The sequence below is a fragment of the Nocardia sp. alder85J genome, from assembly GCF_020176955.2.
Taxonomy (GTDB): Bacteria; Actinomycetota; Actinomycetes; order Mycobacteriales; family Mycobacteriaceae; genus Nocardia.
The window spans coordinates 31047-44878 of sequence record NZ_JAIUCZ020000006.1 but is presented as its reverse complement, the minus strand read 5'-3'; the positions used below and the strand labels follow the sequence as shown (position 1 = coordinate 44878).

12 protein-coding genes are annotated in these 13832 nt (G+C 69.9%); 11 read left to right on the top strand and 1 reads right to left on the bottom strand.

Annotation, left to right across the window (positions count from 1 at the left end):
• The first annotated feature begins 92 nt into the window (after positions 1-92).
• The 8 genes from ctaD to LBW94_RS23280 all read left to right on the top strand — a co-directional run bounded on the left by ctaD (position 93) and on the right by LBW94_RS23280 (position 8919).
• Positions 93-1829, top strand: coding sequence for a cytochrome c oxidase subunit I (gene ctaD, locus LBW94_RS23315; protein ID WP_225062492.1), 1737 nt, complete (start codon positions 93-95; stop codon positions 1827-1829).
• Positions 1830-2007: 178 nt separating this feature from the next.
• Positions 2008-3234, top strand: coding sequence for a phosphoserine phosphatase SerB (gene serB / locus LBW94_RS23310; RefSeq protein ID WP_225062491.1), 1227 nt, complete (start codon positions 2008-2010; stop codon positions 3232-3234).
• Complete coding sequence (locus LBW94_RS23305; RefSeq protein ID WP_225062490.1) at positions 3234-4136, top strand: peptidyl-tRNA hydrolase; 903 nt, start codon at positions 3234-3236, stop codon at positions 4134-4136. Before serB ends, LBW94_RS23305 begins: the two co-directional genes overlap by 1 nt.
• Positions 4137-4189: 53 nt before the next feature.
• On the top strand, positions 4190-5023 hold the full coding sequence (locus tag LBW94_RS23300; protein ID WP_416276950.1) for an ABC transporter ATP-binding protein: 834 nt from the start codon (positions 4190-4192) through the stop codon (positions 5021-5023).
• Positions 5024-5075: 52 nt separating this feature from the next.
• Positions 5076-5891: an NUDIX hydrolase gene (locus tag LBW94_RS23295; protein WP_225062488.1), complete on the top strand. Its 816-nt coding sequence runs from the start codon at positions 5076-5078 to the stop codon at positions 5889-5891.
• Between the two features lie 10 nt (positions 5892-5901).
• On the top strand, positions 5902-6690 hold the full coding sequence (locus LBW94_RS23290) for an enoyl-CoA hydratase-related protein (RefSeq protein WP_225062487.1): 789 nt from the start codon (positions 5902-5904) through the stop codon (positions 6688-6690).
• A 37-nt stretch (positions 6691-6727) separates the two neighbouring features.
• Positions 6728-7705, top strand: a complete 978-nt coding sequence (locus LBW94_RS23285; protein WP_225062486.1) for a class I SAM-dependent methyltransferase — start codon at positions 6728-6730, stop codon at positions 7703-7705.
• Positions 7705-8919 carry a THUMP-like domain-containing protein gene (locus LBW94_RS23280; protein ID WP_225062485.1) on the top strand — a complete coding sequence of 405 codons (1215 nt, stop codon included), beginning with the start codon at positions 7705-7707 and terminating at the stop codon, positions 8917-8919. The genes LBW94_RS23285 and LBW94_RS23280 overlap by 1 nt, the downstream gene beginning before the upstream one ends.
• 16 nt (positions 8920-8935) lie before the next feature.
• Here the strand turns inward: LBW94_RS23280 and LBW94_RS23275 are convergent, their stop codons facing one another.
• A complete protein-coding gene (locus LBW94_RS23275) occupies positions 8936-10348 on the bottom strand; it encodes a PQQ-binding-like beta-propeller repeat protein (protein WP_225062484.1) in 1413 nt (470 codons plus the stop codon).
• 237 nt (positions 10349-10585) lie between these two features.
• Here LBW94_RS23275 and LBW94_RS23270 point away from each other — a divergent pair, with 237 nt between their 5' ends.
• The 3 genes from LBW94_RS23270 (at position 10586) to LBW94_RS23260 (ending at position 13772) form a co-directional block, all read left to right on the top strand.
• Positions 10586-11323, top strand: coding sequence for an acyltransferase (locus LBW94_RS23270; RefSeq protein WP_225062498.1), 738 nt, complete (start codon positions 10586-10588; stop codon positions 11321-11323).
• 90 nt (positions 11324-11413) lie between these two features.
• On the top strand, positions 11414-11956 hold the full coding sequence (locus tag LBW94_RS23265) for a DUF1697 domain-containing protein (protein ID WP_225062483.1): 543 nt from the start codon (positions 11414-11416) through the stop codon (positions 11954-11956).
• 136 nt (positions 11957-12092) lie between these two features.
• On the top strand, positions 12093-13772 hold the full coding sequence (locus LBW94_RS23260; RefSeq protein ID WP_225062482.1) for a M4 family metallopeptidase: 1680 nt from the start codon (positions 12093-12095) through the stop codon (positions 13770-13772).
• The last annotated feature ends 60 nt before the right edge of the window (positions 13773-13832 follow it).

Here is a 13832-nt window from a genome sequence, read left to right as displayed (position 1 = left end):
CCCAATTACGACACAGAGTAGGACCCGGCGAGGAGCTTGCGGCAGCACGGTTTACGATCTGTCGTAGCGCAAGCCGACCGTCAGGAGGATCAGTGACTGCTGTAGAGCCTCAGCCAGTCCCCACGTTGGAAGCGACTCGGCCGTATCCGCAGCGCCTGGGTCCCAAGGGTTCGTTCATCTACAAGTGCGTCACCACGACCGATCCCAAGGTCCTCGGCGTGATGTACCTGGTGACGGCGATGTCCTTCTTCATGATCGGCGGCCTGATGGCGCTGCTCATGCGTGCCGAACTGGCCCGGCCGGGCTTGCAGTTCCTGTCGCCGGAGCAGTTCAACCAGCTGTTCACCATGCACGGCACGATCATGCTGCTCTTCTACGCGACCGCGATCGTGTTCGGCTTCGCCAACATCGTGCTGCCGTTGCAGATCGGCGCCCCCGACGTCGCCTTCCCGCGCCTGAACGCGTTCAGCTACTGGCTGTACCTGTTCGGCGCGACCATGGCCACCGCCGGTTTCGTCACCCCGGGCGGCGCGGCCGACTTCGGCTGGACCGCGTACACCCCGCTGTCGGACATCGTGCACTCGCCGGGTGTCGGCGGTGACCTGTGGATCCTGGGCCTGGCCGTCTCCGGTCTGGGCACCATCCTCGGCGGCGTGAACATGCTCACCACCGTGGTCTGCCTGCGCTGCCCCGGTATGACGCTGTTCCGGATGCCGATCTTCACCTGGAACATCGCGGTCACCAGTGTGCTGGTGCTGCTGGCCTTCCCGCTGCTGACCGCCGCGCTGTTCGGTCTGGCCTACGATCGGCACCTGGGTGGCCACATCTACGATCCGGCCACCGGTGGCACGCTGTTGTATCAGCATCTGTTCTGGTACTTCGGCCATCCCGAGGTGTACATCATCGCGCTGCCGTTCTTCGGCATAGTCTCGGAGATCTTCCCGGTCTTCAGCCGCAAGCCGATCTTCGGGTACACCACGCTGGTCTACGCGACCCTGGGCATCGCGGCGCTGTCGATCGCGGTGTGGGCGCACCACATGTACGCCACCGGCGCGGTGCTGCTGCCGTACTTCTCCTTCATGACCTTCCTGATCGCGGTCCCGACCGGCGTGAAGTTCTTCAACTGGATCGGCACCATGTGGCGCGGCCAGCTGACGTTCGAGACACCGATGTTGTTCTCCGTGGGCTTCCTGGTGACCTTCCTCTTCGGTGGTCTGTCGGGCGTCATCCTGGCGAGCCCGCCGCTGGACTTCCACGTGTCGGACACCTACTTCGTGGTCGCGCACTTCCACTACGTGCTCTTCGGCACCATCGTGTTCGCCACCTTCGCGGGCATCTACTTCTGGTTCCCGAAGATGACCGGCCGCATGATGGACGAGCGTCTGGGCAAGTGGCACTTCTGGGCCACCATGGTCGGCTTCCACACCACCTTCCTGGTGCAGCACTGGCTGGGCGCGCAGGGCATGCCCCGCCGCTACGCCGACTACCTGCCGACCGACGGTTTCACCACGCTGAACACCATCTCCACGATCGGCGCGTTCATCCTGGGCGCCTCGACCCTGCCGTTCGTCTGGAACGTGTTCAAGAGCTACCGCTACGGCGAGGTCGTGACGGTGGACGATCCGTGGGGCTACGGCAACTCGCTGGAGTGGGCCACCAGCTGCCCGCCGCCGCGGCACAACTTCTACGAGCTGCCGCGGATCCGGTCCGAGCGGCCCGCGTTCGAGCTGCACTACCCGCACATGGTGGATCGCATGCGCGCCGAGGCCCACGTGGGCTGGGGCAGCAAGTCCCACGAGGTGCACGAGCTCGAGAAGGTGTCGAGCTAGTCACCGAAGCTCTCGCGGCGGTCGTCCCTCGGACGGCCGCCGCGTCGGTTTTACGGCCGGGCGGCTGTGGCTGTACGGCACCGCCCGGTGGCCGGGAGCGCGTGCACGGCTGAGACAATGGCCGAGCCCGTCGTGCGCCGGCGCGCCAGGTGAGTTCGCGAGAAACGGAGTTCCAGATTTGGCCGAGTCCGAGACGACCGTGCTGGTCACCGTCACCGGACCTGACAAGCCGGGTGTGACGTCGGTATTGCTGGCGGCGCTGTCGCGGCACGGGGTCGATCTGCTCGACGTCGAACAGGTGGTGATCCGGGGCCGCCTCACCCTCGGGGTGCTGGTGACCTCGCCCGCCGATCCGGAGGGCTTGCAGGACCAGCTCGAGGACGCCATGGCGACCGTCGGCATGGAGGTCGGGGTGGAGATCGGCGCGAACTCCGTCGCCGGTGCCCGGCTGTCGACGCACGCGGTGGTGGTGCTGGGCAGTCCGGTCACAGCGAAGGCGTTCAGCTCGATCGCCCGGGAACTGGCGGGACAGGGCGTCAACATCGATGCCATCCGCGGTATCGCCGACTACCCGGTCACGGGCCTGGAACTGATGATCACCGTGCGGCCCGGCGATCCCGCCGCGGAGACCCGGCTGCGCACCGGGCTGGCCGAGGTGGCCGCCCGCCGCAACGTCGACGTGGCCGTCGAGCGCGCGGGCCTGGCCCGGCGGGCCAAGCGGCTGATCGTCTTCGACGTCGACTCCACCCTGATCCAGGGCGAGGTGATCGAGATGCTGGCCGCGCACGCCGGTGTCGAGGACGAGGTGCGCGCGGTCACCGAGGCCGCCATGCGCGGCGAACTGGATTTCGCCGAATCGCTGCGGCAGCGGGTGGCGACGCTGGCCGGGCTGGACGCCACGGTGATCGACGAGGTCGCCGACACCATCGAACTCACCCCCGGGGCCCGCACCACCATCCGGACGCTGCGCCGGCTCGGGTTCCGCTGCGGTGTCGTCTCCGGCGGTTTCCGTCAGGTGATCGAGCCGCTCGCACACGAACTCGAACTCGATTTCGTGCAGGCCAACACCCTGGAGATCGTGGACGGCAAGCTCACCGGCAAGGTGATCGGCGAGATCGTCGACCGTCCCGGCAAAGCGGTGGCGCTGCGCCGGTTCGCCGCCGACGCCGGGGTCCCGATGGAACAGACGGTCGCGGTCGGCGACGGCGCCAACGACATCGACATGCTCAACGCCGCCGGGCTGGGGATCGCCTTCAACGCCAAGCCCGCGCTGCGCGAGGTCGCCGATGCCGCCCTGTCGCACCCGTTCCTGGACGCCGTGCTGTTCATCCTCGGGGTGACCCGCGAGGAGGTCGAGGCCGCCGACGCCCGCGACGGCCTGCTGCGCCGCGTGCCCCTGCACTGATGACGGCCGAGTTCCCCGCCCCCGCGACCCCGTCCGGCGTCTCGCCGTCACCCGCCGGAATCGGGCAGGCCGCCGCATCGGCCCCGGAGTCCGGGAGCGCCCCCGGATCCGACGACCCGGCCGCCTTCCGAGCCCGGCACGCCGAACTGGCCCGAGGCTACGGCGGTGGCGGTGATCCCGCCGATCCGGCGCTGGTCCAGGCCATGCAGATGGTGTTGCACATCCCCAAGAACGGCGATCAGCCCCGCCGCAGCGACCTGCTGGCCGCCGCCGCGACGGCCGCGGTCGCGCTGTGCCTGGATCCCCGGGTCGGCCTGGACGGTGTCTGGGAGCAGCGCTATCTGACCTGGAAACGGTCCCGCATCCGCAAGGTGGCCCGGCGTGCCCGCGGCGCGCAGTGGCTCGCGGCCGCCGAGGTCGACGGGGTCACCGTCGAGGTGAACGGCGCTCAGGCGCGAGCGCTGGTCCCCGGGCCGGTCGGCGCGGTGGACCCGCGGATCCGGCGGCTCCAGATCGGCGGCACCGATCTGGAACACGACGAGCCGGGCCCGCCGGATCCCACGGTGCCGGTGCTCTGGATCGATGCCGATCTGGGCATGACCGTCGGCAAAGCCGCCGCACAGGTCGGGCACGCGAGTATGTTGCTGGCCGGGGCACTGTCGGTGGACGCGGCGTTCGCCTGGTCCCGGCAGGCTCTGCGGTGTTCGGTGCGCGAGGCCACCGGCGAACAGTGGGCGGCCCTGTGCCGGCGGGTCCGGGAGGGCACCGCGACCGCGGTCCGGGACGCCGGATTCACCGAGGTCGCACCGGGTTCGATGACGGTCATCGCGGTTCCGGCCGCGCGTCCGCCCGAAATCCCGGATCCTGACACGACATCCATTCCGCTCGAGAGCGACCGATGACACAGACCACACGAACCGACCGAGTTGACGGTGGACCCGGCGGGTCGGCAAAGATATACCCCGTGCCGCAACCGGATCCCGATCTGCTCATAGATTTCAACGAGGTCACCGTCCGGCGTTCGGGCCACACCCTGGTCGGTCCGGTGACCTGGCAGGTGGAGCTCGACGAACGCTGGGTGGTGCTGGGCCCCAACGGCGCCGGCAAGACTTCCCTGCTCCGCATGGCCGCCGCCGAGATGTACCCCACCTCGGGTGCGGCGATCCTGCTGGGCGAGAAGCTGGGCCGCGTCGACATCAACGAGCTACGCCCTCGCATCGGCCTGTCCTCCGCCGCGGTCGCGGCCCGGGTACCGCTGGACGAGAAGGTCAGCGATCTGGTGGTTTCTGCGGGTTACGCGGTGCTGGGCCGCTGGCGTGAGCGCTACGACGACGTCGATCTGGATCGCGCGGTCGACATGCTGGAGAGCCTGGGCGCCGAACATCTGTCCGATCGCGCCTACGGCACCCTCTCCGAGGGTGAACGCAAGCGGGTGCTGATCGCACGGGCCCTGATGACCGATCCGGAACTGCTGCTGCTCGACGAGCCCGCCGCCGGTCTCGATCTGGGCGGGCGCGAGGAACTGGTGGAGAAACTCGGCGATCTGGCCGCCGACCCGGACTCGCCCGCCACCGTGCTGGTCACCCACCACGTCGAGGAGATCCCCCCGGGCTTCACCCACGGCCTGCTACTCAAGGAGGGCAGTGTCGTCGCGCAGGGCCTGCTGGAGGACGTGCTGACCGCGGAGAACCTCAGCGAGGCCTTCCACCAGTCCATCGCGCTGGACCGCATCGACGGCCGCTACTTCGCCCGGCGCTCGCAGCGCTTCGGCCGCCACCGCAGCCGCTGACCCGGCCGCGGGCCCCGAACGGGCGCCATCGCGCGCCGGTTATGGTGCGAGGGTGAGTGAGATCATTGCCCGAGCCGAATCGCCTGCCGCGCCCAAGGACGCGTCCACGGTGATCCTGGTCCGGGAGGGCGCTTCCGGACCCGAGGTGTTTCTGCAACGGCGGGTCGACGGCATGGCGTTCGCCGCCGGGGTCACGGTGTTCCCGGGCGGTGGGGTGGACGCCTCCGACAGTACGGCCGACATCGGCTGGACCGGGCCCGACGCGGCCTGGTGGGGGCAGCGTTTCGGGGTCGGCACCGATCGGGCGCGGGCACTGGTGTGCGCGGCGGTGCGGGAACTGTTCGAGGAATGCGGCGTGCTGCTGGCGGGACCGACCGCCGACACCGTCGTCTCCGACGCCGAAACCTATCGCGCGGCCCGGGAGCAGGTGGAACGCCGCGAGGTGACCCTCGGCGAATTCCTGTCCCGGGAACGCCTGGTGCTGCGGGCGGATCTGCTGCGGCCGTGGGCGAACTGGATCACCCCGGAGGTCTCCGCACGCCGCTACGACACCCGGTTCTTCGTGGCGCTGCTGCCGGCCGGGCAGCAGGCCGACGGCGCCACTTCCGAGGCCAGCGAGGTGCGGTGGACGACGCCCGCCGCCGTGCTGGACAGCTGGCGGGCCGGGGCCGACGAACTGCTCGGTCCCACCTGGACCCAGCTCGTCGCGCTGGACGGATTCGCTTCCGCCGCAGACCTGTTCGCCGCCGATCGGGTGATCGAGCCGGTGCTGCCGGTGGTCGAGGAGGAGGGTGGGCGGATCAACCTGTCCTTCCCGAATTGCGCCGCCTACTACGCCGATCTGCCCGCGGCGCACCGGCGCTGGTAGTAGTAGACCCGTGACCTCTGATCTGGTGGCGGGCAGCGCCGAATTCGTGAGCGTGGACCGGCCCGAGGCCGGCATCGCCGTGCTGCGCCTGGCACGGCCGCCGATGAACCTGATCGACGCCCAGGCGACCTTCGAGCTGTCCGAGGCCGCGCGGCGGCTCGGTGCGGACGAGTCGGTCGCCGCGGTCGTGGTGTACGGGGACGAGCGGGTGTTCAGCGCCGGCGACGATCTCGCCGAGGCGGCCCGGCTGACGGTCGAACAGGCGCGGGCGATGGCCGAGGACGTGCAGGCGGCGCTGGGCTGCCTGGCCCGGCTGCCGCAGCCGACGGTGGCCGCGATCAGTGGCTACTGCCTGGGTGCCGGGCTGGAACTGGCGCTGGGCGCGGATCGCCGCATCATCGGCGACAACGTGAAACTGGGTTTGCCGCAGATCCGATCGGGGCTGCTGCCGCTGGCGGGAATCCGCCGGTTGAGCCTGTTGATCGGACCCGCGGCGGCGAAGGATCTGGTGTACTCCGGCCGGTTCGTCGAGCCGGCCGAGGCGGCCGCGCTGGGCCTGGTCGACGAGGTGGTCGCGCCCGACGACGTCTACGCCGCGGCATTGCGCTGGGCCCGCCGCTTCGCCGGTGGGCCGCGGCTCGCGCTGGCCGCCGCGAAACGGGTGTTCGAGGCCGGTCCGCACGGCGCCGATCGCGCGCGCGTGGAGTGGGCCGAGCTGTTCGGAACCGAGGACCGCAGCATAGGAACACGTTCCTATTTGGCCGCTGGTCCCGGGTCCGCCGAATTCTCGGGTCGCTGATAGCGGCGATTTTGACGCTCGAGTAAGGTTGGCCACCATGACCGGACGCCCCGACGATCCCGCGCCCAACCCGCACGCCACCGAAGCACAGGTGCAGGCCGCTCTCGCGGACAACAAGCTCGCCCAGGTGCTGTATCACGACTGGGAGGCCGAAACCTACGACGACAAGTGGTCGATCTCCTATGACGAGCGCTGTATCGCTTACGCGCGCGGGCGTTTCGACGCGGTGGCGCCGAATGCGCGGTTGCCGTACGAGCGGGCGCTGGAACTCGGCTGCGGCACCGGTTTCTTCCTGTTGAACCTGATGCAGTCCGGCATCGCGAAGTCGGGTTCGGTCACCGATCTGTCTCCGGGCATGGTCCGGGTGGCCACCCGCAACGCCGAGCACCTGGGTCTCGATGTGGACGGCCGCGTCGCCGACGCCGAGACCATCCCGTACGACGACGAGACCTTCGACCTGGTGGTCGGACATGCCGTCCTGCACCACATTCCGGATGTCGAACTGGCGCTGAAGGAATGCCTGCGGGTGCTGAAGCCGGGCGGCCGTTTCGTGTTCGCGGGCGAGCCGACCACCATCGGCAACATCTACGCGCGCCGGCTGGGCCAGGTCACCTGGAAGGTCACCACCGAGGTCACCAAGTTGCCGTTCCTGCAGGGCTGGCGTCGCCCGCAGGAGGAACTCGACGAGTCCTCCCGCGCCGCGGCCCTGGAGGCGGTCGTCGACCTGCACACCTTCGATCCGGCCGAGCTCGAGGCCATGGCCACCCGCGCCGGCGCCGTCGGGGTGCGGGCCGAGACCGAGGAATTCGCCGCCGCGCTCTGGGGCTGGCCGGTGCGCACCTTCGAGGCCGCGGTTCCCGCCGAGAAGCTCACCTGGCGCTACCGCCTGACGATGTACCGAGCCTGGCTGGGCCTGAGCTGGCTGGACGAGAACGTCATACGCCGCTTGGTGCCCCGGCGGTTCTTCTACAACGCCATGCTCACCGGCGTGAAGCCGGGCGCTTCCGGCAAGTAGTGGGGTATCGGTTCTCGCGGGGTGAGGTCGACTATCTGGGCAGTCCGGCCGGGGTGGCCGCGCTGGCCGAGGTCGATCGGCTGTCCCTGACGCCGAAAAGCTCTGTGCGGGATACCGAACAGGTGCGGCGGGCCTTCGGGGAGCGGACCGGAGCACTGGTCGAGACGGTCCGGTTGCGACGGCGGGCGGTCGTCAAACTGCCTGGGGCGCAACACTGGCTGTTCGATGACGACGCGCTGCAACAGGCCACGCCCGCGACCGTGGCCCGGCATCGAGCCCGGCGGCTGGCCGGGCGGCCGGTACACGACGTCACCTGTTCCCTCGGTGCGGAACTGGCCGCGCTGCACCGGGTCTGCCCGGCGGTGCTGGGCAGCGATCTGGACGAGGTGCGGCTGGCGATGGCCGCGCACAATCTCGCGGACGCGCCGAACGTCCTGCTGGCTCGCGCCGACGCGCTGGCACCGTGCAGTTCCGGCACCGTGGTGATCGCCGATCCGGCCCGCCGCGCCGACGGCCGCCGCACCTACGATCCGGCGAAACTGCAACCGCCACTGCCCGATCTGATCGACGCGTACCCGGGCCGGGAGCTGGTCGTGAAGTGCGCGCCCGGAATAGATTTCGACAGTTTCCTGGTGCGGCCCGGCGGCGGTGCGCCGCCCGGCGGGCTGAGCTGGCACGGTGAGGTCGAGGTGGTGTCGCTGGACGGTTCGGTGCGCGAGGCGTGCCTGTGGCCGTCCGGACTCGGCGAGCCCGGTGTGACCCGCCGCGCCTCGGTACTGGCCGGTGACGGCTCGGGCTGGTCGCTGACCGACGCGGAGCCCGACGACATCCCGGAGCGCGCGCCCGGCGACTGGATCGTCGATCCGGACGGCGCGGTGGTGCGAGCCGGGCTGGTCCGGCACTACGCGGCGAAACACGGCCTGTGGCAGCTGGATCCGCGCATCGCCTATCTCACCGGGAACACGGTGCCCGATGGCGTGCGCGGATTCCACATCCTGGACCGGTTCGACTTCCGGGAGAAGGCGCTGCGCGCCGAGTTGCACCGCCGCGACTGCGGGCCGCTGGAAATCCTCACCCGCGGTGTGGATCTCGATCCGGATGCGCTGCGCGCCCGGGTCAAACCACGCGGCGGTACGCCGTTCACCCTGGTGGTGACCAGGATCGGCGCCACCCCGACGGTCTTCCTCTGCGAAACTCCGCCGGTACCACGCTGATTCGCCGGTGGTACGGCTACGCCTCCGGTTTGAAGGCGTATACCTCGCCGATTCGGGTGGTGACCACGACCTCGCCCCTGGCGCCGATCGCGGTGCCCACCGTGGTGCCCTGGGCGTCGGGCAGGACCGCGGAGGCGACGGTGGCGCCGGTGTGGGTGTCGAAGGTGACCAGGTTGAGCCCGGTGCCGATGGAGGCGACCACGTAGCCGGTGTCGCCCCCGGTCTGCACCGGGCGGCCGCGCAGCTGGAGATCCTTGCGCTCCCAGGCGATCTCTACGTTGTCGCCGTGGTCGCGCAGCGCCACCAGGTGGCCGTCGTCGCCGCCGGGGATGAGCAGGCCGTCGGCGGCGGAGATCGCGCCCATCGGCGCGAAGCCCAAGGGCTGCACCCATTTCCGATGGCCGTCACCGGCGTCGAGGGCGAGCAGGGCGCCGCCGTTGTCGCCCACGTAGACGGTCTTGCCGTCGGCGGACAGCGTGGGGCTGGTGGCGCTGCCGTCGGTCAGCAGGTCGGCGCTCCAGTCCTGGCGGATCACCTTGTCCGCGTAGCGCAGGGCCACCAGCGATGCCGTCGCCGACCCCGGCCGCCACACCGTCACGTAGAACCGGCCCGAACCCTGGTCGACCGCCGACACGTTCGCGACGGGACAGTGCGGCCAGCCGAAGGTGCAGTCGTCGATACCCTGGCCGTCCGGCGGGCGCGGCAGATCGGGCAGCTTCATGTAGTCGGGCTCGCCCAGCAGCTGATAGGTGGACGCCACCCGGTCGCCGGTCTGCCGGTCGAGCACGTCGACCTGGCCGAGCTGACTGACGGTGAGCACCCGGCCGTCGCCGGTGAACTGCACGGACACCGGCACCCCGGCGACCGGGGTGCGCCAGCGCGGCTGCCCCATCTGGGTGAACGAGTTCACCCCGCCGTTGTCCCCGAGGTAGACATTGGCGGCGCCGTCGACCGAGGAGGTGGTCGCGATCGCGTCCGGCCCCAGCACATTGCAGAAACGCTTACGGCCGGTGAGCATCTGGAACGAGAAGACCGAACCGGTGAGACCCGGATTGCCGGTGCAGTCGTTGCCGGTGCGCGTGGTGACGAACAGCTGCCCGTCCGAACTCACGGTGGTGGCCGACGTGATCGGGCCGCCGACCGGCCGCGACCAGCTGAGGGTGAGATGTCGTGAACCGGAGACCGGACTGGTGGCGCTGTTGCGGGAATCGTGGAACGCCGAGGGCCACCCCGTGCCGGGGCCCACCGACAGATCCTCCCGGCCGCCGCTGCACGCGGTGAGGGCCAGCAGGCCGATCGCGCTCAGCGCGGCCGCGCGGACACTCCCGCGCCACACCGACGGCCGAATCCGGGCCGCGCTCGGTTCTTCGGCATCCCCTGCACGCCGGTCGTGCTCGCTGTGCTCGGGTCGCCGGCTGCTGTTACGCACCTGACTGTGCTCCCTCTGCTGGTACGGGCCTGCATGACACTAGTCCTCCCGGCCGACACCGCGGCCGCCTGCCTCACCCCGGCGCCGGTTCGCCGGATTTCCGGGCGGCCACGAGGGCGGGGCGCGTTCGCGGGTGTGGCGAACGTACCCTGATAGCTCACGGCCGACACCGCGGGAAGGACGCCGCGGATCAAGATACAGTCGCCCGAGGGACACGAGGAGCAGTTCGTGACGAGCATGTGGGGCGCACCGTTGCGCGCACGGTGGCGGGGTTCACGTCGGCGGGATCCGGAACAGGCCCGATTCCTGACGGTGGCGTCGCTGCGGTGGGTGCTCGCCAATCGGGCGTACACGCCCTGGTACCTGGTCCGCTACTGGCGGCTGGCGAAGTTCCGGCTGGCCAATCCGCACATCGTTCTGCGCGGCATGGTGTTCCTGGGCAAGCGCGTGGAGGTGCACGCGACGCCCGAACTGGGCCGCATGGAGATCGGCCGGTGGGTGCACATCGGCGACGGCAACGCCATCCGCTGCCACGAGGGCTCGCTGCGCATCGGCGACAAGGTCGTGTTCGGCAAGGACAACGTGGTGAACACCTACCTCGACATCGAGATCGGTGAGTCCACCCTGGTCGCCGACTGGTGCTACATCTGCGATTTCGACCATCGCATGGACGATGTCACGATGCCGATCAAGGATCAGGGCATCGTCAAGAGCCCGGTCCGGATCGGCCCGGACACCTGGATCGCGGCGAAGGTGACGGTGCTGCGCGGCACCCGGGTCGGCCGCGGCTGTGTGCTGGGCGCCCACGCGGTCGTGCGCGGCGACATCCCCGACTTCGGCATCGCGGTGGGGGCGCCGGCCAAGGTGGTCAAGAACCGCAAGCAGGCCTGGGACGACGCGGCGGCGGAGCGCGCGCGGCACGAGGCGGCGCTGGCGGACATCGCGCGCAAGAAGGCCGGGATCGCCGCGGGCTGAGCCGCGGCGCACACATCACCCACCGGGGCCGCACCCTTCTCCGGAGCGCGGCGGGGGCGATTGTCGGTGGCAGCCGGTACGGTCGGCCGCATGATTCGCTACGCCGCTCTGCTCCGCGGGATCATGCCCACCAATCCGAACATGCGTGGCGAGAAGCTGCGCGGTGTGCTGTCGGGGCTCGGGTTCGATGCCGTCGGTTCGGTGCTCACCAGCGGGAATCTGGTCTTCGGTTGCACCGAGACCGATGTGCCCGCCCTGGAGTCGCAGATCCAGCAGGCGTTGCGGGCCGAACTCGGCATCGCCGGTGGCACTCTCGTGCGCAGCCGGGCCGAGTTGCAGGCGCTGGTCGACGCGGCCCCGTTCGGGGACCGCACCCACGGCCGCGGCAGCTATCTCACCGTCACGTTCGTCAAGGACGGTGATCCGGGCCCGCCGTCGCGTCCACTCCCGAAGGAATTGACCTCGGTGGTGAACGTTCTCGGTTACGACCCGGGGGCCCGCGCGGTGCTCGCCGTCATCGACAACACCGCCGGGAGTACGCCCAATCACATGGCGTGGCTGGAAACCATGTACGGCAAGGACATCACCACGCGCACCTGGCTGACCGTGCAGAAGGTGCTGGCCAAGCTGTAGCGGGGCCGGCCGGGCCCGAGGGCGCGGCCGAAGGCGAGATGCCAGGGAATCGGGGCACCCACCAGTACTGTTCGATACGCTTCTGCTATGACGACCCGGCAGGGGAGGCTTCGGCATGTCCGTTCCAGGTTTTCTCGTGCGATCAACGGCTCTTGCGCGACTTGCGGTTCCGATCCGGCTCGCGGTACTGGCCGGCCTCGTGGCGGCGCTGCTCGCGGTGCCCACTGTCACGGCGACGGCGCAACCGGCGCCGTCACTGCTGAACAGCCCCAAGACGATTCATCGCAACAGCGGCGGATCCGTGCGCCAGGTGGTGCTCGACGCGCCTGTGCCCGCGCCGGGCGGCGCTTCCGGTGATCCAGGTCGCGCGGCCATCGCGCACGCCGGAGATGTCGCGCAACTGTTCGGATCCCGGGTGGCGGCGGCACTCACGGTGGATCGGGTATCGCGCCGCGGCACCGGCAACACCGTCCGGCTGACGCAGTCCGTCGATGCGATCCCCGTCTACGGTGGCGGTGTCGCACTGGCGTTGAAGGCCGACGGTGCGCTGCTCTCGGCCACCGGGGCGCTGGCCGAGCAGACCGCGGGGGCCTTCCCGGCCGGTGCGGCCGCGCCGACCGCCGCCGCCCGTGGCGCCGCCCTCGCCGAGGCGGCCGAACTCGCGAAGGCCGAGGCGGCCGCGGTGCGGGTCCGGTCCGAGGCGCCGACCTGGTACGACCCGGGCCTGTCCGGCAGCGGTCGCAGCGAGCACGCGGCCCGCCCGGCCTACCGGTTCGATCTGGCCGTCGGTGACGGTGCGTGGCGAGTGTTCGTGGCCGCCACCGATTCCCGGACCGTACTGGACGCCTGGAAGACCGAGGAGAGTGTGCTGCGGGTGATCTGCGACGCGGATTCCGGCGGCGACGAGATCCGGCTCGACATCCCGTGCGGTGGGGTGGGCAGTTATCCGGTGGTACGTACCGAGGGCGGTCCGCCGGTGACCGACGAGAACGACGCGAACCAGGTCTACGACTGGATCGGCGATACCGACGCGTTCTACCGCCGCTATACCGGACTCGACGATCTCACCCGCTTCATCGGTATCGACGCCCGCGACAGCAACGGCACAGCGCTGCGTGCGGTCGTCCGGGTATGTGTCACCACCTGCCCCTACCAGAACGCCTACTGGTCCGACGGGGTGGGCTTCGTGATCGGCGCACCGGTGCTGGCCATCGATGTCGTCGCGCACGAACTGACCCACGGTGTCACCGAGAAGACCAGCGGCCTGGACTATCTCAACGAATCCGGCGCGATCAACGAGTCCATGTCCGACATCTTCGGTGAATTCACCGAACTCACCACCGAGCGGATTCCCCACGACCCGAAGGACCGCTGGAAGGTCGGCAACGGGACCGAGGTGGGGGTCATCCGCGACATGCGGTCGCCGAGCACGGGTCCGGGGCATCAGCCGGAGATCTATCGCGGACCGGGCTGGGTCCCGGCGACCTATTCCGATCACAACCGCGTCCCGGACCGCGGTGGCGCGCACACCAATAGCGGGGTCGGCAACAAGCTCGCCTACCTGATCACGGACGGGGACACCTTCAACGGGCGCACGATCCGTGGCCTCGGCATCCGCAAGGCCGCGGCGCTCTACTGGACCGTGCAGAACCAGCTCTATCCCAGCGCCGACTACCCCGCCCTCGCCGCGACCCTGATGACCGCCTGCCGCGACGCGGTCGTGGACATACTCGCGGGCCTCACCACCGCCGATTGCACTCAGGTGCAGACGGCGATAGCCGCGGTACAAATTCCGGTCGCCGCCGAAAAGGCGTGAATCGAATATTCGGAATTACGCGAGTGAATATTTTCGGGCTTGGCAGTGGTGCGGGGTGCT

Excerpts from the sequence above, each read along its gene's own strand:
- LBW94_RS23305 (WP_225062490.1), top strand. The coding sequence starts at position 3,234 with ATGACGGCCGAGTTCCCCGCCCCCGCGACCCCGTCCGGCGTCTCGCCG.
- LBW94_RS23285 (WP_225062486.1), top strand. The coding sequence starts at position 6,728 with ATGACCGGACGCCCCGACGATCCCGCGCCCAACCCGCACGCCACCGAA.
- LBW94_RS23270 (WP_225062498.1), top strand. The coding sequence starts at position 10,586 with ATGTGGGGCGCACCGTTGCGCGCACGGTGGCGGGGTTCACGTCGGCGG.
- LBW94_RS23265 (WP_225062483.1), top strand. The coding sequence starts at position 11,414 with ATGATTCGCTACGCCGCTCTGCTCCGCGGGATCATGCCCACCAATCCG.